Below are 25,055 nucleotides of genomic sequence, written 5' to 3'. Positions count from 1 at the left end.
TATGTTAATAAAAAATATCGAAGCCAAGATCAGGCTCGCGACTTTCATCGCGTTTGGCAGCCTCATTTGCGCGGTCATTGTCAGCGCGGTCGCTTATGCCTTTGCTTACCGGATGGTTTCGGATGCCCGCAAAAGCATTTACATCCTTGACCATAACGTGCCGCTACAGGCCAGCCAAACGGACATGGAAATGAACCGGCCGGCCGAGTACCGTGCCGACGTGGACTTGTTCCACGCGCTTTTTTTCTCACTCACGCCGGATGATAAATACATCGAATACCAGATGAAAAAGGCCATGTACCTGGTCGACCAGTCGGGTATGGAGGAATACAATAACCTGAAGGAGAACGGATTTTTTAATTCTATCCTGTCCTCGAGCTCCGTGCTGACCCTTCAAACGGATTCGATCACCCTAGACAGGCCGAAAAATTATTTCCGTTATTTCGGCAAACTCAAAATAGATCGGCGCAGTTCGACCGTCACACGCTCACTCATCACCGAGGGCTATCTCAAAGACATCCCGCGCAGCGATAACAACCCGCATGGCGTACTGATCATTAACTGGAAAACCCTGGAAAATAAAGACCTCAGCGATGTTCAAAAAAATAACTTCTAAGCGGGACCCGGGGGCGAGCCTCGTCACCGAACTCAGCCGTGAACTGGCGCCACAGTTTGATCACCTTAAAACAATTTTCAGACGACTGGCCGCCAGCTATCCGCGTCTTTTGTATTGGCTCATGGTTATCCTGTTGGTTTCGTCGGCTATTCTTTGTTTCACCATCTTCCGCCGGCCCGATCCGCCCGCTGACAAGATACCGGCCCTTTTTCAAAAAAAACGCAAGCCATGAAAATCAACTTCAAACAACCAAAGTACATCGTCCCGGTTATCCTGCTGCCTTTCCTCTGCCTCTTCTTTTTTATCTACCAAAGCACCTTTGGTAAAAAGACCGGACCTGTCAAAAAAGAAAACGGGCTGAACAGCAACGTCGGCGACGTTTCAGCAGATGTCCGGAAAAAGCAACTCGAAAACAAACTGGACGCCTACCGCAGTTCCTACAAAGATGCCGACGGCCGCGGCGCGGTGGGCGTTTTACCCGCGGAGCCTTTCGGCGAGCCAGCCTTTGACAAACAAAAAAAGCTCCTGGACTCCATCAACCGCACGCTGAAGTCCCACCAAAGCGACCAGGTGATGGCCCAGGCGCTCAATCATGTTGAACGGAAAGCGGAACCACAAACACCGGGAGCACCCGTTGCAAACGATCCCATGCAAACCTTCCGGCAGCAAATGACCTACATCGACAGCATGAACAAGGCCAACGACCCCGCCGTCAAAGCGGAGCAAAAAAAAGCCGCGGCCCAGACACAGCAAAAAATCCCGCCCGCCCTGGCAGTTCAAAAGGCTAAAGCAACCGTTCCAGAATTTAACACCATCGCGCCCCGCGGCACAGATGACCCCATCAAAGTGGTCATCGATGAAAACCTGACGGGTTATGCCGGTTCCCGCATCCGCCTGCGCCTCCTTGACGATATCAACGCTGGCGGCTGCCTGATCACTAAAGGCACCTACCTCTACGCGCTGATCTCGGGTTTTTCCGGGCAGCGGGTGAACCTGGCTGTCCGGAGCATTCTTTACGGTAGTAAAATACTCCCTGTCAAACTGGAAGTCTATGATCTCGACGGTCTGGCCGGGCTTTACGTCCCCGGATCTTCTTTCCGGGATTTCACCAAAGACCTCGGAACCAATACCATTAACGGCGTAAGCCTGGACGGCAATTCCTCGCTGGTCATGAGCACCATCGGCAAAATGTTTGAATCAACCTCCTCGGCGATATCAGGGCTGATCCGAAAAGACAAAGCCAAGATCAAATACAACTCTTACCTCTACTTAATTGATACCGAAAACAAATGAAAAATATCCTATTATTCCTGCTGGCAGCTTCAATCAGCCACTCCTATGCCCAGGACCGCAAGGTTAGCGAACTAGCTGTAATCGAGCTCCCGCGAAACCTGTCCCTGCATTTTCTATCACCCGAGCCGATCCAATACGTTGATATCTCGCAGAAGAACATCATCGGCGATCTGCCCCTCAAAAACGTATTGCGGCTTAAACTCAAAGATTCCGTGCAACATGCGGATGCCATTGTTACTATCACCGGCCAAAAATACATCGCGCAATACCATATCGTTTCCTGTGACAGCGGCAGAAACGCCGTTACCGAAATTGACATCAACCCGGCCGATATGAAACCCCTGGACATATCCGGCATCGGCCTCTCACAGCCCCAACTCAAAAACCTCGCAATCAACCTGTTTTGCAAAAAACAAAACCATTCCGTTACTTCCGCCCAGGCGTTTGGACTGAAAGCGAATCTATTCCATGTATATAGTGCAGGCGACTATGTATTACTGTCGTTGGGCTATGAAAACAACAGCAACCTCAAATACGACATCGACGAACTACGTTTCAAAATCGAAGACAAAAAGATCACCAAGGCCACCAACGTACAATCCCTGGAAATCAAACCCGAATTCATCCTGTTCGACCAGCCTGCCTTCCGTCATAGTTATCGTAACATCGTCGTTTTCAAAAAGATCTCCTTCCCCGGCAATAAAGTACTGAACATAGAACTCAGTGAAAAACAAATCTCCGGCCGCGTCATCACCCTATCTGTCAGCTACAAAGACATCCTGGAAGCAGACACCATAAATCTTTGAGTTATCTACCACCACCAAGCAAAATAGCACTGAGCTTTGCCTCATGATGACAAGAGCAGAATTTTATCATTTTCTGGAAATGGAGGGCGGATTGATTTGTTCACACCGCAAAGAACAAGGACCGGTATATAAATATGGCCCTGAATGCAACGAAGGCTGGTTTGGGCTCATCGCCGAACTCATTCAAAAACTTATCGATGCAGGCTGGACGCGTGAGATCCGGCAAATCAAAGAAAAGTTCGGCGGCCTGCGCTTTTATGCGGAAGGTCTGACAGGAAATTGCACCGACATCATCATGGAATACGAAGCACTTTCCTTCAAAGTATGTGAAGTTTGCGGAAGCACAGAAAAAGTAAACCTTCGCGGCGACAGGTGGGTTAAAACCCTGTGCGAAACATGCGCGATACCTTTCGCAGAAAGACATTCCAGACAAAAAATGTAAAATTTCAATCAGTTCTACGATGTTACAGGACCCAAACAACCCGATTTTGAAATATAAGCAAATTTGCTTACATTTGAATATGACGCAAGAATTTGAATCATATAAAGGTATTCACCCCGGTAAAGTTATTGAACGTTTGCTCACTAAACGCAATATCAATCAGCGCCCTTTTGCGCTTGCGCTGCCTGAACATCCGCAAACTTTCAATGCTATACTTAAAGGTAAACGCAGTCTTAATATTGGTTTAGCGTTAAAAATTGAAAGGGCATTGGATCTTGAAGAAGGTTCATTAATGACCTTACAGGTCCACTACGATCTAAAGTTGGAACGTTTGCGAACCCAAGGGCCCGGCCCGAACATTCCCCCGGTTATTTTCTGGGATGTTGACATGTCAAAAATAGATTGGGAAAAAAGGGCTGAATATGTAATCAGACGTGTTTACGAGCGGGGCGATCAAGCAATGCGCAACGAAATTGATCGCTATTATGGAATTGAAAAAGTTAACGAGATATTATCCGGTCTTAACCGGACAGCATCCGGGAATCTGCCAATCATGCCTCATTTGAAAAGATAATATGTTATATTGGGATACAGTTAATACACGATTACGGGATACATTGATTCGTTCTATGCACGCCGACGAATTCAAAGACTTTCGGCTTGTTGGGGGAACTTCGTTGAGTTTACAGCTGGGTCACCGTATGTCTGTCGATATTGACCTGTTTACAGATTCCCCGTATGGTTCAATAGATTTTAAGGCGATTGAAAAATACTTTTTAAAGAACTATCCTTACATCCTTGGAGATATCAACACTGATCCCGGCCTTGGAAAGAGTTACATTATTGGCGAGGATAAATATAACAGTGTAAAAGTTGACGTATTTTACGCAATGGATCCATTTTTCCAACCAATGGTTATCGAAAACGACATCCGCATGGCCACGGTGGAAGAAATTATTGCAATGAAGATGGATATTGTACAAAGAAAAGGGCGCAAAAAAGATTTTTGGGATATCCACGAATTACTTGAAAGTTATTCGGTCGAACAAATGGTGGCATTGCACGGTGCGAGATTTGAATATACCCACGAGCCTGAAACAATTATGGCTAACTTCACCGATTTCGAAGCAGCCGATAAAGACGAAGATCCTCAATGCCTTCGTGGTAAGGAATGGACTTTCATCAAGCAAGATATAATCGAAGCCATAGAGCGGGGACGTCAAAGCCCAAGTTTTACAAGGTAAAAGCAAATGAAACTCGGTTTATCTACCACCAGTAGATTTTTGGGGGCATAATTTAGCGTCATGAATATACAATACGCTTCCGATCTTCATCTTGAATTTATAGAAAATGAATTTTTCTTAAAAACCAATCCATTGACTCCGGGCGCGGATATTTTACTATTGGGCGGTGATATACTACAATTCAGATCCATGAAAGGCCACGATTGGTTCTTCGATTATGTTTCGGAAAACTTCGGTGTGGCTTATTGGATCCCTGGTAATCACGAGTATTACAACACCAAACTAAACAACAGGTCAGGTATTTTTTGCGAAGAAATTCGCCCGAATGTATTTTTGGTAAATGATTATGCGGTAACAGTTGGCAATGTTCACCTGATACTCGCCACCATGTGGACAAAGATAAAGCCCAACTACCAGATCGAGATCCAGCGGAGGATGAATGACTTCCACCTCATCCGTGTGAACGATAACCGGTTAACTTGCGAAGACTTAAACGAGGTTCATCAACAATCGGTCAACTTTATCAAAAAAGAACTGGCAACAGCCGATCCGCGCTTAATCAAAATAGTAGTGACCCACCATGTGCCTACTTTCATGAATTACCCACCTGAATATTTCGGCGATGTATTGAACGAAGCATTTGCAGTTAATTTGACGGATTATATTTACGAACAAGGCCCGGACTATTGGATCTATGGGCACCATCACCAAAACATCGCTGATTTTAAAATCGGTAAAACAACAATGCTCACCAATCAACTCGGGTACGTGAGAAACAACGAGCACCTATTATTCGACCATCAAAAAACAATAAAAATTATCTCTTAGACCAGCAAGCCGCTCAACCAGCGGCTTTTTTATTTTCCTAAAATCATGGCTACATTATTTAACCCCGGCCGGGCATCCCCCGAGCCTGGAGAAATTCCCATGTCCGATCCGTTTGAAATCATGATCGAAGCCGAAGGCCGCGAAGCCCTTGGTTTGCGCTATGATTATATCGCGAACATATTGGAGGAAGAGTTTGAAGAAACCTACCTCCGTTTTTTTTCTGCCAGCATCCTTCACTACGAGGTCATTAACCTCGTCACACTTTGTTCAGGATTGATGCGTGATACCGGGTTTCCCAAAAATGAGGATGACCGTTTCCTGCGCTATTCTATTATTGCACTGATCGCCGAATATCTAAACGATTAGACACGTTTCTAAGCGCTTTAATCCGTCTTTTTCACATGGCTTCCGGCCAATTTTACCCCATGCAAATGGCATTTAACGCAGCGAAGCAACTACGCAACAACATTGAGGCGATCAGGCTCAGCCTGGATTGGGACGGAAAGCGCCAGTTCAACGAGGAAGAGGCACGTGTGCTTAAAAATTATTGCGGTTTCGGCGGGTTGAAGGCAGCTCTCTATGCAAAAGGATCGATTGAGGAGTGGCAAAAGCGAAATGCTTCGGATGCCGACCTGCGGCTGTATTCTTTGGTCATGGAGCTGCACCAGTCCTTAGAAACGCGGCTAAATGCGGAGGCTTATAAAAAGGCCATTGATGATCTACAACGATCTTCTTTAACTGCCTTTTACACGCCTGCGTTCGTGCCGCAGGCGCTTTACGCCGCCTTACGGGAACAAAAGATCCATCCCGCACGAATTTATGAGCCAAGCGCCGGGGCAGGCGTGTTTGTTGCCGAAGCGTTTAATGCTTTCGATGATATCCACGTCAACGCAGTCGAAAAGGACTGGCTGACGGCCAAAGTGCTGGAAGCTTATTTAAAAACACAATCGGATAATGTCACTATTTGGAACATAGGCTTTGAAGAAACTCCGGCATCCGAAAACGGCCAGTATGATCTAATTGCCAGCAATATCCCTTTTGGCAACATATCTGTTTTTGACCCTGCTTATCAAAACAGCCCTGTTACCAGCCGGATCCATAATTACTTTTTTGCCAAGGGCCTGGACAAGTTGAGGGACGGCGGCTTGTTGGCCTACCTGGTGACTGACGCTTTTTTAAATGCGCCGGCTAATAAAACAGCCCGGAAACTTGTTTTTACCTCTGCTGATTTTATCAGCGTATCGGTTCTGCCGGATAACCTGATGAAGGATAACGCTAATGTCGAGGCACCAAGTCACCTGTTGGTGGTTCAAAAAAACAACCAAAAAAAAGGGTTCACAGCTGACGAAGCTTTATTGATTGACACTATTGAGCAAGAAAATTCCGCCGGCACCTTTTCGCAAAATGCCTACCTCGAAAGGCACCCTGAACTCATTTTAGCGGATGAGATCGGCGCCGGTACGAACCAATACGGCAAGCCCTCGCAGACCATTTGGATGAATGGCGATCTGGAAGACCTTGCCGGACCGCTGCAAGAGCAGATCACGGAAGGTTTAGCCAGCCGTTTTGACCGTACGCGTTGGGAACATATTGATGTTCGTTCGGAAATTCCGTCAAATTCAAAACAAAAACAGCTGACATTTACTCAGGTGCCGGAAACAAGGGTCAGGAACATCCATTCTGTCGCGCAATTGGGTCTTTTCGATGCGGCACCAACCCTAAGCAATGACCGTGCACAAGCTTATTTGAGCGATCTTGATGAGGCCACCATCGATCCTGCCTCGGCACGTATCATCAGCACGATCCGGACAACCGACCACCCGGAACACGAAAGTATCGTTATGCTGACTGCAAGGGCAAAAAACAGCGGCCGTTATCATTATAAACTCTTCAGCAATGTTTCCGAAATCCGCTTCTCCAACAAATGGCTGACCGGAAATGCGCTGACCTATGAATTAAAAGTCCTCTCAGCCCGTCTTAAAAACTTTGCACACGACTTCCGCTACGAAGGCGATCGCAGCCTGGAACCGGCTTTTAGTCTCGGTGAAGACCGGCCGGACCAAGTTGAAAATATCGGGCCTCATTATGTAAAGGATACGCTGGTCATTCACCGAAACAAAGCCGGGTTAATTGAGGAACCCAAAGACGGCAAAGCATTATTCAGCGCGTTTGAAGAACAAAAGGATATTGATTTCTACAAAAGTTATGTTGCCGTCCGCGACCTTTACGTTGAGCTAAGCGAAGCAGAATCCCGCACCTTAACACTCCAAAATCTGGAGCGCTTTGCGCTCAATGGGGTTTACGATGAATTCCTGGCAAAATATGGCGAGCTGAATAAAGTATTCAACCGTTCGCGCATTCTCAATGACCCGGCCTTTGGCTTTACCATTATTTCTTCACTGGAGCGCAGGGAAAACGATGTTTGGGTAAAAAGCGACATCTTTCACGGGCCGGTGTACCGCCAGCAGGAAATGCTGCAAACAGATGACCCCACTGAGGCCCTTGCACGTAGCCTGAATGATATGGGGCGGGTCGACCTGAACTATGTCGGCCAAATGACCAGCCTGTCAGAACCCGAGATCATCCGGCTGCTCGAAAAACAGATCCTGCTCGATCCGCAGCTCAGTAACTGGGTAACCACCGACGCGTATCTGTCCGGCAATGTTGTCGAAAAATTACGGCTTGCTGAGCAAGCTGTTAAAGATGAACCGGAGCATTTGCAGTTTGCGCGCAGCCTGGCCGCGATACAAAGGGTGCAGCCTGAAAAGATCCCGTTTGAATTACTGGATTTCAATCTTGGTGAACGCTGGTTACCTACATCCTACTACCAGGAATTTGCAAGCTCATTATTTGGGCTGGCCACCAGGGTGGAATACTTTTCATCCGCGGATACTTTTAAAGTCAGTTATCCGGCGGGTAATGCCATCACTGACGAAGAATTCTCGGTGCTGCCCAGGTCCGGTATTAAAATGAAAGCCCATACCCTGCTCGAACACGCGCTCGAAAACACCACGCCACATTTCACCTACACCAAAATGGTCAATGGCGAAGAGGTGCGGGTACCTGACAACGACGCCATACAGCTGGGCCACGAGAAGATTGAAAAGATCCGTACAGCGTACGGCGATTGGCTGCGCGATCTGCCGGATGATAAAAAACAAGCCGTGGAGCATTTGTACAACGCTACATTCAATTGCTATGTCCTTCGCGAATATGATGGCAGCCACCTTAAATTCCCGGGGCTTGACCGCAATGCACTGGGGATCGAAAACCTGTATGTGTCCCAGGTTAATGCCGCCTGGCGGATCATGCAGAACCGCGGGGCGCTCATCGACCATGAGGTAGGCTTAGGCAAAACATTGACCATGATCATTGCCGCTATGGAAATGAAGCGCCTGGGTATAGTGCAGAAACCCATGATCCTGGCGCTGAAAGCCAATGTCGGACAAATCGCGGATACTTTCCGGAAGGCCTACCCGAAAGCAAAAATTTTAGCGCCTAATGAAAATGATTTCTCACCCGCTAAGCGACAAACCCTGTTTCACCAAATTAAAAATAACAACTGGGATTGCATCATCATGACCCATGACCAGTTCGGTAAGATCCCGCAGTCGCCGGAAATCCAAAGGCAAATACTATCGCAGGAACTGGACAGTATTGAGCAGGATCTGGCAACCCTCGAAGAATTGGGTGGCGAGATCAGCCGTAAAATGCTGAAAGGCCTTCAGATCCGCAAGAACAATCTGCAAACTAAACTTGACGGTATCTTATACGCCATAGAGAACCGCAAAGACACCGGGGTAAATTTCGAGCAAACGAATGTTGATCATCTTTTTGTCGACGAATCACATAAGTTCAAAAATCTGACCTACACCACCCGCCACAACCGGGTAGCGGGTTTGGGCAACCAGGAAGGCAGCCAAAAGGCGTTAAATATGTTATTTGCTGTCCGCACCCTGCAAAAGCGGTTTGACAGCGACTTATGTGTTACCTTCCTATCAGGTACCCCCATCTCTAACAGCCTTACTGAAATGTACCTGATCTTTAAATACCTGCGGCCCAACGAAATGGCCCGGCAGCGGATCGAGAACTTTGATGGCTGGGCCTCGGTGTTCGCCCGAAAAACTGTCGATTTTGAGTATTCAGTCACCAACGAGATCATTGCCAAGGAACGCTTCCGGCACTTTATTAAAGTACCCGAGCTGGCTTTATTTTATAACGACATCACGGATTTCAAAACAGCCCGGCATATCCAGTTGGATAAACCGGGTTTGGATGAATCCCTGGTCAATATCAAACCAACCCCTGACCAGGAGGAGTTTATAGCTAACCTCATGGCTTTCGCTAAAACAGGCGATGCCACGCTGATCGGCCGCAAACCCCTGACACAAGAGGAAGATAATGCCCGGATGCTGATCGCAACCAATTACGCTAAGAAAATGTCCGCCGACATGCGGCTCATCAGCGAGGATTATGAAGACCATCCCGGCAGCAAAGTCAATGTGAGCGCACGCCGGGTAGCAGAGCATTATTTCGAAAGTAACGTTCATCGCGGCACCCAGATCATTTTCAGCGATATAGGCACGCCAAAACCTGATGCCTTCAATATTTATGATGCGCTAAAAATTAAACTGGTCAGGGATTTTTCCATCCCTGCACATGAGATCACTTTTATTCATGACTGGACCGACAAGCAAAAGCCGGATCTATTCAGAAAAATGAACCAGGGTGACATCCGGATCCTTATCGGCTCAACTGAAAAAGCCGGTACCGGTTTAAATGTTCAAAAACGGATCGTAGCCATGCACCACCTGGATATCCCCTGGAAACCCGCTGAACTGGAACAAAGGGACGGGCGCGGCGCACGGCAAGGAAATACGATTGCCAAAGAATACTACGGGAACAAAGTAAAGAACTACATCTACGCCGTCGAACAGTCACTGGACAACTACAAGTTCAACCTGCTCAAGAACAAGCAAACTTTCATCAGCCAGATGAAAAACTGTGAGCTGAACGTTCGAACTTTGGACGAGGGCGCGATGGATGAAAAGAGCGGCATGAACTTCTCAGAATATATCGCCATACTTTCAGGGGATACCTCCCTGCTGGAGAAAACCAAAATCGAAAAGAAAGTCGTGGTACTCGAAGGCTCGAGGTCCGTCCACTTTAAAGAAGTCGCCCGCAGCAGGAACCGCTTGCAGGAAGTGGAAAAAGATGCCGTAAAAACCAAAGAAACGCTGGACAAACTGATCCTGGATGAAAAATTATATAAAGACTCATTAATTTTTGATAAGGATGGCACCAAAGTCAACGCGTTAGCGTTGACCGATTTCCACAGCGCTGACAGCGAAGCCGTCGGGAAGTTTATCAATAAATTGTACCTGACTTATCAGGGCCCGGACGAACAAAAAATTGGTTCGATCCATGGATTTAATGTCTATGTGCGCCAACAAAAGATACCCTATGAAAGCAACGGCATGTTCCAGTATGAAAATAAAAATGACCTGTACGCGGAATCGCCCAGCGGTATCAAATACCTCTGGAACCACGGCGTCCCGAACATAGACAATCCAAAGCTGGCGGCCCGCTATTTTCTCAATGCCATTGACCGGGTGACCGGACTGCGGGAAAAATATGAAAAGGATTACGCTGAAAGCCAGCGTGAAATACCCATACTCAAACAGCTAACGCAGCGAACATTTGACAAGGAACAGGAACTAGCCGACCTCAAAACTGAACTCAAAAAGCTCGAAAAACAAATCAGCGATAAAATAACGGCCCAAGCAGAATCTGATACGGTTACGGAAGCGCCGGTAATAGCACTTGACCAATCAGAGAATTTACAAATGATTAGGAAAGCTCACCTGTTAGGCGCAGATTACCCGGGAGAAATGCTCGGAACTTAAATAAATGATGTATATTTTAATCATTTTTTATTTTTTTGGAGAAAATATACATCATGGCACTAAAAAAACATATTATATTTCCTAAACAACAACAATTGTTGCAGGCTTTCGGCGAGAACCTCAAACTTGCAAGGAAACGCAGAAAATTAACTATGCAGGATGTCGCGGACAGGTCAGCAATTGACCGAGGCACACTTAGGCAAATAGAAAAAGGAAATCCAAGTGTATCAATAGGCGCCTATGTGAATGTTTTACGGGTGTTTGGATTACAAGAGGATTTATTGAAGCTTGCCGCCGCGGATGAACTGGGCAGGAAGCTTCAGGATTTAGAAATTTTATAACACTTACGATGAGTCTTAAAACAGAAATACAAGTATATTTTCAGCCGGCTGGTGCCATCGAACCGGTTCAAATTGGTGTTTTAACTGCTCATCAAGCCAAAACCAGGAAAGCCTCCAGTTTTGAATATCTGCCGGAGTGGTTGCAATCAAAACAAGCTTTCATGCTTGACCCGGAAATACTTTTATATAAAGGACTGCAATATCCAACCCAAAAAGAAAGTTTCGGCGCCTTTGCCGATGCAATGCAGGATTCATGGGGCAGGAAGTTAATGCAAAGAAGAGCCGCGCAAAAAGCTGCTGAACAAAAGGAGAAAGCACCGAAATTATATGAGATTGACTGCCTGCTTTGCGTGAATAATTTGACACGTATGGGCGCTCTTAGGTTCAGGCTAACATCGTCAGGACCATTTTTGGATAATGATAATCATCATCCGGTTCCGCCGTGGACCTCGTTACGCGAGCTTCAATCCAGCGCTGAAATGTTCGATAAGGATGATGAACATATTAGCAAAGAGCACCTAGAATTATTGCTCGCACACGGATCATCTTTGGGCGGCGCCAGACCGAAAGCAAATATCGTGGATGAAAAAGGCGATTTGTGGATCGCAAAATTTCCGGCAAAAAAACGACATCACCGATAAAGCTGCCTGGGAATATCTCGCGCATATCTTGGCTGTGAATTCCGGGTTACGAATGACCGAAAGCAAACTTGAGCACGTTTCAGGAAACTATCGTACATTTTTCACTAAACGATTCGACCGTAATAAAGATGAAAGAATACATTTTTCTTCCGCAATGACCATGACCGCCAACCATGAAGGATCTCTTCGTGATCGAAATGCCAGTTATCTGGAAATTGCTGAATTTATCCTGACCGAACAAAGCGAGAATATATCCGACCTGCATCAGCTATGGCGCAGAATTGTCTTTAACATCGCCATTTCAAACACAGATGACCATTTACGAAATCATGGCTTTTTACTCGATCACAAAAAATGGCATTTATCCCCTGCTTATGATCTAAACCCATCTGTTGACAAAGAAGGACTTGCATTAAATATCGACTTGGACAACAACGACCTTGATATAGCATTGGCAAAAAGCGTAGGGATTTACTTTCAACTTACTAACCGTCAAATGGAAGAAATAATCGAGGAAGTGCGGCTTGGCACTTCCCAATGGCGCACAATAGCTGAGCAATTAGCAATCCCCCGCGCTGAGCAAGAGAGAATGTCCGCAGCCTTTACCTTTGACAACAACATAGCTCAAGCGTATTACCTGGGCCGCTAAAGCCTGTTACCCCGTATTAGCCATAGCTTTGACGAAACGTTCGAGATGAAAGTCGTCTACCTATGTAAGGCATCAATTTCTATTTTTTTCGGCGCTAAGCAACAGTAATTTTTCTTCCAGATTCTTGCGATCATTACGATGTTTTTTGACACTTTCCATGGGTTAAATTTCTTCATCGCAGGCCCCTTTATCGAACAATTCTTTACTTCTGCAAACCTTTTCTTATGGAAGAAACCCGTGACCAGCAAAAGCTGCATGGTTTCCTGCAGTGTGGCATTTATGTGTCGATTGCCCTGGAAGCCGGCATCTTTGTGTATAAGCAGGCCCCTTTCTGGGGCTTTTTTCGATTGCCACTGGAAAAGCTGAGCCATCTGGCAATTTATCAAAACATCGTATACAGCAAACTGGCGACCTTCTTCCTGATCTGTTTGGTGAGTATCGGCACACTGGCAAAAAAGAAAGTCGACCTCGACCCCAAGCTGCATATCGTCTATCCATTAGTTCTGGGCCTGTTACTTTTTTTCGGGAGTATTTACGGGTTGGGAATTTACAATTGGGCCTACCTTTTTGGTTCCTTTGCCGGCGCTGTCCTGACCAGTATGGCCATGGACAATATCTCCAAGATCATCCATTCGGGATTGGGTAAAGATAAATGGAACACAGAAGCTGAAAGTTTTATGCAGGCCGTGAAACCCATCCTTACACCCTATTCGGTCAACATCCCGACCCAATTTTATCATGACAGAAAGGTATGGGACGGCTGGATCAATTTGGTCAATCCATTTCGCGGGACGATCTTGATCGGTACGCCGGGTTCGGGTAAGAGTTTCGGGATCGTCAATCCATTTATCCGCCAGCTGATCGCCAAGGAGTTTTGTTGCTGCGTCTATGATTTTAAATACCCCGACCTCGGAAAAATCGCTTATTACCATTACCTGTTGGCCAAACAGCAGGGTAAGCTCAAAAACTACCGGTTCAATGTGGTCAACCTCGATCAGGTGGAAATGGGCTGCCGCACCAATCCCTGGCGGGCAGATTACCTGAAAACATTGGCGGATGCTTCCGAAAGTGCGGAAGGATTGGTGGAGGCCCTGAAGAAAGGTGAAAAAAGCAGCGGCGGTGATCAGTTCTTCACACAAAGCGCGATCAATTTCCTGGCTTCCTGTATCTTCTTCTTCTCGAAACACGAAGGCGGTAAGTATTCGAGCCTGCCGCATGTGCTCTCATTCCTGAACCGCTCTTACCAGGAAATATTCGATGTTTTATTCACGGAGCCCGAACTGGCTTCGCTGCTCTCTCCTTTCCGGACCGCCTACCTGGAAAAAGTATTTCCCCAGTTGGAGGGACAGATCGGCACCTTAAAAATATTCATCTCCAGGCTGGCTACGAAAGAAACTTTCTGGGTTTTTTCCGGCGATGATTTCAATCTTAAGATATCAGACCCGAAAGAGCCAAGTATCGTCATTTTGGCTAATGATCCAAACACGCAGAACATTAACTCTACTTGTTATTCTATCATCGTCAACCGGTTAACCAAACTTATTAACAGCAAGGGCAATTTACCTTCCGCCTTGATCATTGATGAAGTTCCGACCCTGTTTGTGCACAAGGTGGAAAACCTGATCGCTACGGCCCGGAGCAACAAAGTGGCCGTCCTGATGGGCCTGCAGGAAATACCGCAGTTCCAGCAGCAGTATGGCAAGGACACCGCGGCCACCATCACTGCAGTAGTGGGAAACGTGCTGGCCGGTTCCGTCCGCAACAAGGAAACACTCGAATGGCTCGAGCGCCTGTTCGGCAAATCCAAACAAATTGGCGAAGGCCTGTCCATCGACCGGAACAAAACATCCACCTCGCTCAACGAAAAACTGGAAGCATTGATCCCGGCAGGAAAAATGGCCTCGCTCAACACCGGTGAAGTGGTCGGCCTTATCGCCGCTGATGCGCAGGAAAAATACACCGGGCAATTTGAAACATCGGCTATCCATTGCCGCGTCAACCTCGACGGAAAGGAATTAAACCAGGAAGAAAGCGGTTACCGGCCACTACCGGTCTACTATGACTTCCATGGCAAAAAAGAAGAAATACTCCGGGAGAACTTCCTGAAAATCAACAAAGAAATCGAAGGACTCGTCAACGCATTTAAAAAGCCCACCGTCTCCAACCCCGCAAAAGCAACCTTTAAAACATGAATCAAAACGATGAACTCACCGGAACACTCGTGCTCGTTCACCCAGAACTCAGCAAAGACCCCGCCGGGAAATCCGGGCAAGTCGGTATCATTACCGGCGCCGACCTCGGAAATGACACTATCTATGTTGGTTTCGGCCGAAACGGGCAGGGCCTATACGGAACCGACGCATTACTGCTGCTGAAACCGGCAGACCAGGTCAAGGATTTACTACAGCAGCATAAACAAGCGTTAAGCGTCGGCGACTATAAAACCTTGTTCCAGATCTCGCTGCTGCAAGAGTTCCGGCAATCCACCGCTAACATCAAAACAGCGATGTCACTGGCGCTCCAAAACGAAACGGTCCGGAACCTTAGTATGCAGACGCTCGAAGATAAACTCGGGCTGAAAAGACAACTCATGCCCGAACGATGATCAAAATATTATTGATCTGTTGCTGTTGCCTGCCGCTAAAACACCTGCTCGTCACTTCGGCCTATGGCAATCGTATCCATCCAATTACACGGGCTCGCCAATTTCACCGCGGAATCGATCTGCGCGCCAAACACGACACCGTCTATGCCATCGCCTCCGGCCAGGCACAAATAGGTTACAATAACCGATCAGGTATTTACGTCAGCATAACAGACGGGCCGCTGACCTGTATCTATGGGCATCTTTCTATATGCCTGCTCGGCCACGGCCAAGTCACAGCAGGTGAACCCATCGCGATAACAGGCGCCACCGGTCTGGTAACCGGCGAGCACCTCCACCTCGCCATCAATTACCAGGACCGCGCCATTGACCCCATAAAATTTCTTTACCAAACAATAATCCAACATGAGCAACAACTTCAAACCACTGACCGAACAAATCGCTGAAAAACTTATCCAGCAGTTCGAAGAAGGGACATCCCTTTTCCAAAAAGGCGGCGGGGAACCGCTGCAAATGCCGCTTAACCCCAGCACCGGCAAAAATTACCGTGGCGCCCCCGCCCTTATCCTGCTGCTGAAACAGGAAGCTGATCCCCGCTGGATGACCCTCGACCAGGGCAATTTCATGAAAAACAACGTCATGAAAGAAGAAAAAGGAACCCTCATCAGCTTCTACAAAACCCGCGAATTACAAGACACCGGCGAAAAAAATGACAAGGGCAAACCTAAAATGACCTCCGTTAAACTCGATGAGCCAAAACTGGCGACCGCCTTCGTCTTTAATGCGAAACAACTTAAAGACATGCGTCCCCTCGAAGTCAAAGCCCCCGACCCGGAACGGCTGGGCCAGATCCTCGGCCCAGAACCGGGCCTGCGCGCCGTAGCTGAAAAACTCATTGCTGAAAAACCCGGCGAGTCATCCATTAAAGACGCTTTAAAAGCCAACATCGCCGCCATCTTCCTGAGCGCGCAGCTGCAGCAACCCTATGACATCGGCGACCACATCGGCTACATCAAACCCTGGTCGCAATTATTGAAAGAGGAACCCGCAGAACTCTTCAAAGCTGCCAACGACGCGCAATACATCGCCGATAAAGTCCTCAGGCAGGAAAAAAAAATGACTAACAAAACCACCCTTAACAAAGGTGATGTCATCCCCTATAAAGGCGACACCATCAAGGTCCTGTCCATCCTGAAAGGGAAGACCGCGCAGGTCGAAAACTCCGACGGCGCCAAATTTAAAGTCGGGCCCAAAGATGGTTTATATGCCGCGCTGGTAGACGCTAAAAACAGCGTCCGGGAAGCCACCGTGAAAGAATTGCAACCACAGGAAGAAAAAAATTACGCCATAGCCAGATGACACAAACCGCATTTGAGGAACAAGAAATCCCCATAGCCGAATTTCAAAACCTCGGCCTTTCAAAAGACGGCAGGCTTCACCTTGGTGAGGATGACCTCAAAGCCTTACTCGCCGGTCACAGGACCGAAATGATCCGCCTGCATAACCTCACCGACGGCGAAATCAAAATCATGCACCTCGACGCCAAAATATCCCTGCGGCGAAACGAGCAGGGCAACCTCGACCTGTTGATCCATCCTGTCTACCGCGAACCGCAAGGACCTGCCTACCTTACCGATGGGGAAACCGAAAAATTCGCCAATGGTGAACTTGTCAACCTCGATAAAGTTGTCGAAATCGGTGGCGTCAAAAAGGAGGTGCTCATTGAATTTGACAAAGACACCAACGAATTTATCATCACTGACACCGCGCAGATCCTTGCCCCTGACTATGTCAATAATCAAGAACTGACACCCGATCAAAAACTCCTCTTTAGAAAAGGAAAGGAGGTAGAAATACGGGACGGTACAAAATTCAGGTACACTGCAACCGATCCCAATGGCATCCGCTCCAACAAGCTGCACCTGATCGCATCCCTACTCATCGACGGCGGCCTGAGCTATCTGCTTTACCGGGGACTTAAAGCGCTCAGCAAAGACGAAAAAGTATCCGAAGACTACAGCCGTGGCTATTACGACGCACTCGAAGACATGCAAGTCAGGAAAGTAAACGACCGCGTGAAAGGGAAAAATGTTCACCACCGATGACCCGGTACTGGCTACAGACCTGTTTGTAGCCAGTACACAGGGCGAAGCCGCCGCCTGGTTCAAAGCAAATCATTCACGCTACCATGCACCGCTATTTGTCCTGATCACCGGATACGCACCCGAACCCTGTCATGCAGCGATCATCCGCCCATACGCCAGGAACAGGAAAATCCATTTTCTTTTCGGCAACGACGACACCGGCGCGCTCTGCGACCTCAAACTCGCTGCCTGGATCCGTAACAAACCCATCAAGATCAGTTACCTGGAAAATCATTACCTGGTCAATTTTGAAAACAAAAAATATGCATTTGACCGCTTAAGCCTCAACGCGCTGGAAAAAGCCAGCGGTTATAACTTTCGCATCCGCACCCACAAAACAAATCAGCTGCCATGAACGCCACCGACCAGGACATTCGTATTAAACAGACGAGGCTATTCTCCTTCTTCAAAACCCTGCCATTGATGCTGTGCACCATTCTGGTCACCTGGCTGGCGAACACCTGTTGGCCGTCCCTCTTATGGCTTAGTTTCGCTTTCAGTTCACTGGCGATCTATCGCTATGTATACCTTCATCGTGTTCTATACCTTGTTACACCGCAATATATCAGGATCACACGCGGCATTTTTTTTAAAGAAATTGAAACCGTGGAACTTTTCAGGGTCAAGGACTACGTCATTTTTCAACCGCCCCTGCTCCAACTGTGCAAACTCATGAACGTGCAGCTCAAAACCACCGATCCCGAAAATCCTTTTCTTTTGCTCCGCGGCATCCCCCGATCCGACATCATCGACATCATCCGTGAACGCGTCCTCGAAACCCGCCGCCACAACCAGGTCTTTGAAATCAACTGATATGAAAACCACCGTACACTTCCTGCTTACCTTATTTATCTCCACCGGCGCGCTACTCGGCAGCACCAAATCCAATAACCCCTTGCCTTATCTGAGTGTAACCGTTATCGTCTGGATGCTGTTCGCATGGCGGGTATCCAGGCGTTGTGACCGTTCAAAATTTAAACGCTGATTTCATTTGCTGCCGCCTGGAAAGCCCAGTCAATAATTTGTTCAATCGTTTTCATTACCATCTCGTATTCATTTTCATTCCGGATATCAATACCCGCGATCGTTCCCAAGCCGGCACTGCTATGTAATATATTATAATAGATGCCCCCAACCAGCATACCCATCACCGCCTTTAAACTCACCCCGCTTTTCCGGAAATGGCCATCCGCCAGTTCCAGTAAACGTAAACCCTCCCGCTCCCTCGCCTCACAAGTCGCCCGCATCAGCGGATTATATTCGCTGATCTGCCATAACACCAGTTTCTGCATTTCTTTGTCTGAATGGAAATAACGAAACTGATCCTGCAATAACTTGACAAAGCAATTCTTCAATTCCTCCGTCGTCGGGTTCTCCGGCAATCGTATCGACTCGAAATAAGTCAGCCAGGAATCCTTCCGGCCAATATACGCCTTCAATAAACCATTCAAATTCCCAAAATACTCATACACCATCGGCTTGCTGACACCTGACTTTGTTACGATCCGGTTCATTCCCAAACCTTGATGCCCGCTTTCAGCGAGGGTATCGGCAACGGCGGCGACCAGGCGGGACCGCTTATCATCGGGATTTCTCTTCCTTGACATTGATTTAGATTTTAAAGTACAAGTTAAGCATCATTAATTTACCAGGTGGTAGATAACTCAAGAATATTTTCGGATAATTTTCAACCCGTTTAAAAACGTTTTTATTCGGTTAAAATAAATCCTTTACGCTCCGTGCTATTCAATTTTGCCTCACCGGAATTTACCGGCCAAGAAAAAAACAAATGAGTACATTAAGCAACAGCGTCCGGCTGACCGGATTCTTAGGCGCCGCGCCAGAAGTAAAATTCACAGACAATGAAAAAAAGTATGTCAAACTCAGTTTGGCCACCAATCACTTCAGGAAGAATGACCAGGGCGACCGCGTAAAAGAAGTGAACTGGCACCCGATCGTATTATGGGAACAGCAAGCTACCCTTGCCGAAAAATATCTTGATAAAGGCAGCAAAATTGCCGTAGAGGGTCGCCTGGTAAGCCGTTATTATACCGACAAAGACGGCATTAAACGCCACAGCATGGAAGTATTCGTGAACGAAATAGACTTCCTGCGAAATTAGTTATGGCCGCGACCGTTTACTCTGCCGCCGTCATGGGCATCGATGCGGAATTGATCACTGTTGAAACCAGGATCTCGCCCGGTGTTCAGTATTTCATCATTGGATTGCCGGGGGAATCCGTCAAGGAAAGTCTCTTCCGCGTCGAAAGCGCCATAGAAAGCGCGGGCCTGCACATGCCACGCCAGAAAGTGCTGATCAATATGGGACCTGCGGGGCTGCGCAAGGAAGGCGCAGGTTTTGACCTGCCCATAGCCATCAGCATCCTTGCTGCATCTGGTCAGCTCGATTTGGATCTCGATAAAACCCTGTTTGCGGGCGAACTTTCGCTAAATGGCTATCTTCGGCCTGTTCGCGGCGCGATAGCCATCACATTGAAAGCCCGCAAAGCAGGTTTTGATACGCTCATCCTGCCGACTGAAAACAGTCCCGAGGCAGCCATTGTCAGCGGTATAAAAGTATATGGTCTTGCGACACTCCAAGAAGTGATCGCCTGTTTACGCCGGCCCTCAGATTTTGAATTAAGTTTACCTCCGACCGGCAAAGAAAAAGTAGGTATACAACCCCTGCCCAAACTGGATTTTGCTGACATCAGCGGTCAACAAAAAATAAAGCGGGCCATGGAAATTTCGGCTGCAGGCGGCCATAATATTCTGCTGATCGGGCCGCCCGGTTCCGGCAAAACAATGATCGCTAACCGGCTGCCCGGGATCATGCCGAAATTGACAACAGAAGAAGCGCTTGAAACGACGAAGATCTATTCCGTTGCCAGCCGTTCCGACCAGGTCTTTTTTGAAAGCTGCAGGCCATTCCGGAAACCCCATCACACGGCAAGTGACATCGCGATGGTGGGTGGCGGGTCGCCCTTGATGCCGGGTGAGATCTCACTGGCACACAACGGCATATTGTTCCTTGATGAACTTCCTGAGTTTAGAAAAGCTGTACTAGAGTCTTTAAGACAACCGCTGGAAGCAAAAACCATCACGATATCGCGGGCCAGTTATAATGCCGATCTTCCGGCAGACTTTCTCCTGGCCGCCGCCATGAACCCCTGCCCCTGCGGATACTTTAAACATCCGGGAAGGAAATGTTCATGCAGTCCTGAAAGTATCAGGCGCTACCTGCAAAAAATTTCAGGGCCCTTACTGGACCGCATAGACTTGCAGGTGAAGGTGCCTCCCGTCGCTTACACTGCGCAGCAACCGATCCTGAAGATTGATACCAGCGCCACCATAGCAAAACGGGTCTTGACTACCCTCGAGCGCCAGATTCGTCGCCAGGGAGTTCAAAATGCTTCATTGGCACCCGAATTAATAAAAAAACATTGCAGTCTGGCACCGGCTGAACATGAACTTTTCCTGACCGTGCTCCAAAAACATCAGCTTTCGGCAAGATCGCATGACCGGATTTTGAAAGTAGCGCGCACCATTGCGGATATGGCGGGTTCGGAAAACATCGGCTTGCTCCATCTGTCGGAAGCCATCTCCCTCCGCTGCCTTGACCAGGACTATTTTCAATAGATCTCCCGTTCCCGACAGATGACGATCACCATTTCGTCGTCTGTCATCCGGTAACCATATTCGAAACAAAACCTGTAAACGTTTCCTGATCCTGTAGGTTCAGCTTCGCTGGTAAAAAACTTAGTGTTAAAACCTCTCCCTTCCAGCCTGCGCAGCCTTATCCTTCCCGCTGTGTCTTCATCGCATAATTCCTTCAGCAGTTCCCGGTTCCTCAAAATGATCTCCTGGATACGCGAGATATAGTCCGGCACGCTCAGTTCCGGGGTATTTTCAGCGAGCTGCGTCACCTGTTGTGTTTTCTGATTTTCCCGGCGCTTACGATTATTGTAATTCGTCCGGCAGCCGTCATCACAATATTGCCGGTCTTCGCGGCCTGCCCCCAAAGGCTTGCCACAGTCTTTACAAATACGTTCTGCGATTTCTTCCATACGCTAAATATCTGTTACGAAACATCCCGTGGTGGTAGATAAGAAACATTTATAAACGTTTCTACCCATTTAAACGCATAAATCTTAGCCGCCCCGTTATCAACTTTGCTGCAACCCAATACAAAAAAAATGGAAAAGCATAAAACAAAGCTGACAGGTATAATCGACAGCGAGTACTTTTTTAATCAAAACCGCCAGTTTTACCTGGATATTAAACAGGCAAAAAACAAGAATCATTACCTGCGCATCACCCGCAGGGACCAGGCGAAAGACGAAAGTTTCACGAGATACGAGATCATCTTTTTAGAAGACGATCTTCAATTTTTAGTGGAAGCCATGTCGATGTTGTTGGGCAGGTATAGTTCCGGGCAATTAGGGATCAGCGCATAAAGATGCAGGACATTAAAAGCATTTCAACGACAGACCGTCCGCGCGAGCGCCTGTTGACTCTCGGTCCGGGTGCGCTGAGCAACATGGAACTCCTGTCGATCCTTATCGGATCAGGCACTCGAAGTGCCCCGTTAAATGAAATCTGCGGCAAACTGATTACCGTCATTGACGACCAGCCCGCAATACTTGCTAAAATGAGCATTCAGGAATTAAAACAAATCAAAGGCATTGGAAAAGTAAAAGCTATCGAACTCACCGCCGCTCTTGAATTCGGCAAGCGCGCGTTTTTTCAAAACGGAACGCCACTTAATTTAAAAACCAATAAAGAGGCAGAAACTTTTATCCGGCCCTACCTGGAAAAGCAAGAAAGCATCGGCTACTTTCTGATCATGCTGAACAACCGCCAGGAATTGCTGGCAACGAAAGAAATAGGGATCGTACAAAACAAACCGCCGTCCGTTAAACAACTACTGACCCCTGCCCTGGAAGCGGGTGCGACGGAGTTCCTGGTTTGCAGGAAAACCAGGATGCTACCGAAGATCTTTGAAAAGAAAGAGCGGGCGTTCATCCTGCAACTGGAAGCAGCTGCGGGCATGATGACGATCAAAATGAGGAAGTTATTAATCGTAGATATTTAGTCCTTTTGGCCGTCCCTGCGAGGCAGGCCGGGCTATCCGTTATATCTGCTGCGCAGGATGCCACTCCTATCCCTGACGGACTGCAGGCGATGCAGGTGTATACCAGCAACGCCGATTTTAGAAATAACGGTGGTCAACAAACTGTGTTAGTTTGCTGACCACCGTCATTTTATTACCCAGTCCTCCGGTCCGGCCGCCGCGCCCGGCAATGGTAGCCGGGAAAGCGTCCGTCCTTACGAACTGTTGGATTGGGATCTGCGATCACATTGTTTAAATAGTTTATCCCCTCTTTTTAGCCTTTGATGCAGGCAAAGGGATACCGCGCTACGGCCCCGGCAAGGCCATGCAGAGTGCCGCTAAAAAAATCTCCACCCCTGCTGGGTAGTATTTTTTGCGGCAGCCTTGCCAGCGCCTATGCGCTAAAATTTACAGCCTTTATCAAAGGCTAAAAAGAGGGGAATAGCCCCGACGGCCGGCGAAAAAATTATTGTTTTATTTAATCTATTAAATTATGTTATTCTCAGGAAGATTGACTGCCGATGCAGCAGTCAGAAATGTCAAAGGCGACAGAAAAGTAACCGGTTTCAATGTGGCTATTAATGACCGCTTCAAAACTAAAGAAGGCGAAAAAAGAGAAATTACCACGTTCGTGGAATGTTCTTATTGGGTGAATCCGGGTTTAGCCGAATACCTCAAAAAAGGCACTATCGTTGAAATTTCAGGGCGTGTTGAAGCAAAACCGTGGATAAGCAAGGATGCCGAGGCGATGGCCAGTTTAGTTTGCAATGTCGGTACGGTAAAATTGTTAGCGAAAGCGCCTGCAGCAGCACCTACGAAAAAAGAACTCAGGGTAGCTACGAAGTAAATCTCTAATGGCATGCAGGCTAAGCCGATAAACCTGCTTTTTCAAATCTTAAATTTTAGCAGATGACACGTTCAAATTTATATATCACTTTATCGAATGGCAAAGAAATCATTGCCGTAGCAGACAATAGTAGCGCCCCTGAACAGGGCTATTTTGTGGAACAGGTTTTATTGCCTTTATTTTCCTTTCGTGATGCGGAAAAGGAAATGGTCTTATTAAGAGAACATTGCACGATGGACGGGCTTTTGCGCCTGAATGCGGATTACCGTTACGATATCGACCTTTGCCTGCGCAAGGTGGATTTTTGCGAGGAAAAATATGACTGGGGTGCGGAAGTGTTCCGCAAGGGGAAATATCTGAATGACCGTCTGCGAGATTACTTGCTGATAGAAAATGACATCGAAAGCTATGTCAAAGAAAAATTCAAACACCTGTCCAATCAGGGCTTAATTGACAGGGCAAATGCCCTGCCCAATTTCAAGTGGGACGACGAGGGTGCGGAACTGGTACGCAGACAGCGGGTCTCAGGCTTTGCCTTCGACTACACCATGCAACGCAATACCTTGATTATTTTAAGAGATAAAACCAAACCAAAACCATGAACTTTTTTCAGCAAATCAATGAATTACATTTACCGGGTAAATGGAATTTAGTTATCCAAAGCAAGGAAGACGGACAGTTTAGCGTAGCTGTTCTGTTCGCTACGGCGGAAGTCAAAGATAATGCGCAAAAATTAGTGCCACCGATGCAGTTGCAAGGCACTGCCGAAGAACTGGACGAACATTTTTTTGACACCATACGGCAACCGGTACAACAGGCATCGGGCTTGTTCCATAACATAAACGACTATGTAAAGGGCTTGGAAGATGCGCAAAAACAGTCTAAAATGGAGCAGGATAAAAAGAAAGCCAAAGCACTGGCGAAGCCTGCAGAGCCGAAAGACGGAATAGAAGTTTCGACCGTACCTAAACCTGATAAGGAAGAAAAGCGGAAGGATTATGAGGAAGCGATGAAAAAGGTCGCTGAATTGAACGATGCCTGTAAATATGCCGAAGCCCTGACCTTTCTGCCAAAGATTGAAGATTACCCCGACAGGAAGACCGAACTGGAGAAAAAACAAGCCGACCTCGAACGTAAACGGGAACAGTATGAAAAGGCACTCACTTTATTTAACGCATAAGCCATGCTATTATCACAGTTATTACCCCGTGTTTTTATACACAAGGAAAACGGGCAGGAAGTCCGTTTGACCGACCCCGATGTAAACCTGACACCCGAAGAGGTCTGTAACTTCTATTCAGGGTTGTATGCCATCCTCACGACCGCAAAAATTGCAGGCCCTGAGATTAAAAAGGATGCCATTGAATACCAGTTTGTTTCCACCATAGGTACGAAAGGATAATGAAAAAAGACAAAACCACAGGATTACTCCCGACACTAACCCAACAGCAATGCAAACTCTATCAGCAAATCGCACACTTCGCCCACGACCTCGACAGACTTCCCGACGCCAGGGAAGCAAGGTCGAACAAGCTCCGCCCTGCACCGCAGGCATTATTGCCCATGGTTTTTTAAGGCAT

At 47.4% G+C, this 25,055-nt stretch carries 33 protein-coding genes; 31 read left to right on the top strand and 2 right to left on the bottom strand.

The features are described 5' to 3' along the window. The first annotated feature begins 1 nt into the window (after nt 1). From traK to FO440_RS24475, 21 genes are all read left to right on the top strand, one after another. Entirely contained in the window at nt 2-616 is a 615-nt protein-coding gene (gene traK, locus FO440_RS14500; protein WP_144248981.1) for a conjugative transposon protein TraK, read from the top strand. Beyond that, nucleotides 594-848 (top strand): hypothetical protein, encoded by a 255-nt coding sequence (locus tag FO440_RS14495; protein WP_144248980.1) that lies wholly within the window; start codon nt 594-596, stop codon nt 846-848. The genes traK and FO440_RS14495 overlap by 23 nt, the downstream gene beginning before the upstream one ends. Continuing rightward, nucleotides 845-1,909: a conjugative transposon protein TraM gene (locus FO440_RS14490; RefSeq protein WP_144248979.1), complete on the top strand. Its 1,065-nt coding sequence runs from the start codon at nt 845-847 to the stop codon at nt 1,907-1,909. Before FO440_RS14495 ends, FO440_RS14490 begins: the two co-directional genes overlap by 4 nt. Beyond that, the gene (locus FO440_RS14485; RefSeq protein WP_144248978.1) at nt 1,906-2,715 is read left to right on the top strand and encodes a DUF4138 domain-containing protein; all 810 of its coding nucleotides are present in this window, start codon (nt 1,906-1,908) and stop codon (nt 2,713-2,715) included. Before FO440_RS14490 ends, FO440_RS14485 begins: the two co-directional genes overlap by 4 nt. 43 nt (nt 2,716-2,758) lie before the next feature. After that, nucleotides 2,759-3,157 (top strand): hypothetical protein, encoded by a 399-nt coding sequence (locus FO440_RS14480; protein WP_144248977.1) that lies wholly within the window; start codon nt 2,759-2,761, stop codon nt 3,155-3,157. A gap of 79 nt (nt 3,158-3,236) precedes the next feature. Beyond that, nucleotides 3,237-3,731: a helix-turn-helix transcriptional regulator gene (locus tag FO440_RS14475; protein ID WP_144248976.1), complete on the top strand. Its 495-nt coding sequence runs from the start codon at nt 3,237-3,239 to the stop codon at nt 3,729-3,731. A gap of 55 nt (nt 3,732-3,786) precedes the next feature. Beyond that, nucleotides 3,787-4,401, top strand: coding sequence for a nucleotidyl transferase AbiEii/AbiGii toxin family protein (locus FO440_RS14470; protein ID WP_246104224.1), 615 nt, complete (start codon nt 3,787-3,789; stop codon nt 4,399-4,401). Nucleotides 4,402-4,461: 60 nt separating this feature from the next. Then, on the top strand, nt 4,462-5,229 hold the full coding sequence (locus FO440_RS14465) for a metallophosphoesterase (protein WP_144248974.1): 768 nt from the start codon (nt 4,462-4,464) through the stop codon (nt 5,227-5,229). Nucleotides 5,230-5,274: 45 nt separating this feature from the next. Continuing rightward, nucleotides 5,275-5,595 carry a hypothetical protein gene (locus FO440_RS14460; protein ID WP_144248973.1) on the top strand — a complete coding sequence of 107 codons (321 nt, stop codon included), beginning with the start codon at nt 5,275-5,277 and terminating at the stop codon, nt 5,593-5,595. A gap of 35 nt (nt 5,596-5,630) precedes the next feature. Continuing rightward, nucleotides 5,631-11,135: a helicase-related protein gene (locus FO440_RS14455; RefSeq protein WP_246104223.1), complete on the top strand. Its 5,505-nt coding sequence runs from the start codon at nt 5,631-5,633 to the stop codon at nt 11,133-11,135. A 53-nt stretch (nt 11,136-11,188) separates the two neighbouring features. After that, nucleotides 11,189-11,476, top strand: a complete 288-nt coding sequence (locus FO440_RS14450; protein ID WP_144248971.1) for a helix-turn-helix domain-containing protein — start codon at nt 11,189-11,191, stop codon at nt 11,474-11,476. Between the two features lie 8 nt (nt 11,477-11,484). Next, nucleotides 11,485-12,117, top strand: a complete 633-nt coding sequence (locus FO440_RS24880; RefSeq protein WP_246104222.1) for a HipA domain-containing protein — start codon at nt 11,485-11,487, stop codon at nt 12,115-12,117. Then, a complete protein-coding gene (locus tag FO440_RS24875) occupies nt 12,059-12,766 on the top strand; it encodes a type II toxin-antitoxin system HipA family toxin (RefSeq protein ID WP_246104221.1) in 708 nt (235 codons plus the stop codon). Before FO440_RS24880 ends, FO440_RS24875 begins: the two co-directional genes overlap by 59 nt. A 224-nt stretch (nt 12,767-12,990) precedes the next feature. Then, nucleotides 12,991-14,958, top strand: coding sequence for a type IV secretion system DNA-binding domain-containing protein (locus FO440_RS14440; RefSeq protein WP_144248970.1), 1,968 nt, complete (start codon nt 12,991-12,993; stop codon nt 14,956-14,958). Beyond that, the gene (locus tag FO440_RS14435; RefSeq protein ID WP_144248969.1) at nt 14,955-15,371 is read left to right on the top strand and encodes a hypothetical protein; all 417 of its coding nucleotides are present in this window, start codon (nt 14,955-14,957) and stop codon (nt 15,369-15,371) included. Before FO440_RS14440 ends, FO440_RS14435 begins: the two co-directional genes overlap by 4 nt. Beyond that, on the top strand, nt 15,368-15,817 hold the full coding sequence (locus FO440_RS14430) for a M23 family metallopeptidase (RefSeq protein WP_144248968.1): 450 nt from the start codon (nt 15,368-15,370) through the stop codon (nt 15,815-15,817). Before FO440_RS14435 ends, FO440_RS14430 begins: the two co-directional genes overlap by 4 nt. Beyond that, complete coding sequence (locus FO440_RS14425; RefSeq protein WP_144248967.1) at nt 15,777-16,730, top strand: ArdC-like ssDNA-binding domain-containing protein; 954 nt, start codon at nt 15,777-15,779, stop codon at nt 16,728-16,730. The genes FO440_RS14430 and FO440_RS14425 overlap by 41 nt, the downstream gene beginning before the upstream one ends. Continuing rightward, complete coding sequence (locus tag FO440_RS14420) at nt 16,727-17,476, top strand: DUF4099 domain-containing protein (RefSeq protein ID WP_144248966.1); 750 nt, start codon at nt 16,727-16,729, stop codon at nt 17,474-17,476. The genes FO440_RS14425 and FO440_RS14420 overlap by 4 nt, the downstream gene beginning before the upstream one ends. After that, nucleotides 17,460-17,870 carry a hypothetical protein gene (locus tag FO440_RS14415; RefSeq protein ID WP_144248965.1) on the top strand — a complete coding sequence of 137 codons (411 nt, stop codon included), beginning with the start codon at nt 17,460-17,462 and terminating at the stop codon, nt 17,868-17,870. The genes FO440_RS14420 and FO440_RS14415 overlap by 17 nt, the downstream gene beginning before the upstream one ends. Next, a complete protein-coding gene (locus tag FO440_RS14410) occupies nt 17,867-18,328 on the top strand; it encodes a PH domain-containing protein (RefSeq protein ID WP_144248964.1) in 462 nt (153 codons plus the stop codon). Before FO440_RS14415 ends, FO440_RS14410 begins: the two co-directional genes overlap by 4 nt. 1 nt (nt 18,329) lies before the next feature. Continuing rightward, complete coding sequence (locus FO440_RS24475) at nt 18,330-18,500, top strand: hypothetical protein (RefSeq protein WP_186292680.1); 171 nt, start codon at nt 18,330-18,332, stop codon at nt 18,498-18,500. On the opposite strand, the gene FO440_RS14405 is transcribed toward FO440_RS24475, so the two are convergent. Beyond that, entirely contained in the window at nt 18,490-19,122 is a 633-nt protein-coding gene (locus FO440_RS14405; protein ID WP_144248963.1) for a TetR/AcrR family transcriptional regulator, read from the bottom strand. The genes FO440_RS24475 and FO440_RS14405 overlap by 11 nt on opposite strands. A 182-nt stretch (nt 19,123-19,304) precedes the next feature. Between FO440_RS14405 and FO440_RS14400 the strand changes: the two genes are divergently transcribed. Continuing rightward, nucleotides 19,305-19,637: a single-stranded DNA-binding protein gene (locus FO440_RS14400; RefSeq protein WP_144248962.1), complete on the top strand. Its 333-nt coding sequence runs from the start codon at nt 19,305-19,307 to the stop codon at nt 19,635-19,637. A 2-nt stretch (nt 19,638-19,639) separates the two neighbouring features. After that, entirely contained in the window at nt 19,640-21,154 is a 1,515-nt protein-coding gene (locus tag FO440_RS14395) for a YifB family Mg chelatase-like AAA ATPase (RefSeq protein ID WP_144248961.1), read from the top strand. On the opposite strand, the gene FO440_RS14390 is transcribed toward FO440_RS14395, so the two are convergent. Next, nucleotides 21,148-21,441, bottom strand: a complete 294-nt coding sequence (locus tag FO440_RS14390) for a hypothetical protein (RefSeq protein ID WP_186292679.1) — start codon at nt 21,439-21,441, stop codon at nt 21,148-21,150. The two genes, FO440_RS14395 and FO440_RS14390, sit on opposite strands and share 7 nt — an antisense overlap. A gap of 270 nt (nt 21,442-21,711) precedes the next feature. Here FO440_RS14390 and FO440_RS14385 point away from each other — a divergent pair, with 270 nt between their 5' ends. The 8 genes from FO440_RS14385 to FO440_RS24460 all read left to right on the top strand — a co-directional run bounded on the left by FO440_RS14385 (nt 21,712) and on the right by FO440_RS24460 (nt 25,050). Further along, a complete protein-coding gene (locus FO440_RS14385; RefSeq protein WP_144248959.1) occupies nt 21,712-21,972 on the top strand; it encodes a hypothetical protein in 261 nt (86 codons plus the stop codon). Nucleotides 21,973-21,974: 2 nt separating this feature from the next. After that, complete coding sequence (locus tag FO440_RS14380) at nt 21,975-22,610, top strand: UPF0758 domain-containing protein (protein ID WP_144248958.1); 636 nt, start codon at nt 21,975-21,977, stop codon at nt 22,608-22,610. Between the two features lie 5 nt (nt 22,611-22,615). After that, nucleotides 22,616-22,768 carry a hypothetical protein gene (locus tag FO440_RS24470; RefSeq protein WP_186292678.1) on the top strand — a complete coding sequence of 51 codons (153 nt, stop codon included), beginning with the start codon at nt 22,616-22,618 and terminating at the stop codon, nt 22,766-22,768. Nucleotides 22,769-23,121: 353 nt separating this feature from the next. Continuing rightward, nucleotides 23,122-23,475: a single-stranded DNA-binding protein gene (locus tag FO440_RS14375; protein WP_144248957.1), complete on the top strand. Its 354-nt coding sequence runs from the start codon at nt 23,122-23,124 to the stop codon at nt 23,473-23,475. A 62-nt stretch (nt 23,476-23,537) separates the two neighbouring features. Then, on the top strand, nt 23,538-24,077 hold the full coding sequence (locus FO440_RS24465) for a hypothetical protein (RefSeq protein WP_186292677.1): 540 nt from the start codon (nt 23,538-23,540) through the stop codon (nt 24,075-24,077). Next, nucleotides 24,074-24,655 (top strand): PRTRC system protein E, encoded by a 582-nt coding sequence (locus tag FO440_RS14365; RefSeq protein ID WP_144248956.1) that lies wholly within the window; start codon nt 24,074-24,076, stop codon nt 24,653-24,655. Before FO440_RS24465 ends, FO440_RS14365 begins: the two co-directional genes overlap by 4 nt. A gap of 3 nt (nt 24,656-24,658) precedes the next feature. Beyond that, a complete protein-coding gene (locus FO440_RS14360; RefSeq protein WP_144248955.1) occupies nt 24,659-24,877 on the top strand; it encodes a PRTRC system protein C in 219 nt (72 codons plus the stop codon). Continuing rightward, the gene (locus FO440_RS24460) at nt 24,877-25,050 is read left to right on the top strand and encodes a hypothetical protein (protein WP_186292676.1); all 174 of its coding nucleotides are present in this window, start codon (nt 24,877-24,879) and stop codon (nt 25,048-25,050) included. The genes FO440_RS14360 and FO440_RS24460 overlap by 1 nt, the downstream gene beginning before the upstream one ends. Nucleotides 25,051-25,055 lie beyond the last annotated feature (5 nt).

Source organism: Mucilaginibacter corticis (genome assembly GCF_007558865.1).
GTDB classification, from domain to species: domain Bacteria; phylum Bacteroidota; class Bacteroidia; order Sphingobacteriales; family Sphingobacteriaceae; genus Mucilaginibacter; species Mucilaginibacter corticis.
Note: the sequence above shows the minus strand (reverse complement) of the source record. Positions and strands in the feature narration are given on the sequence as shown.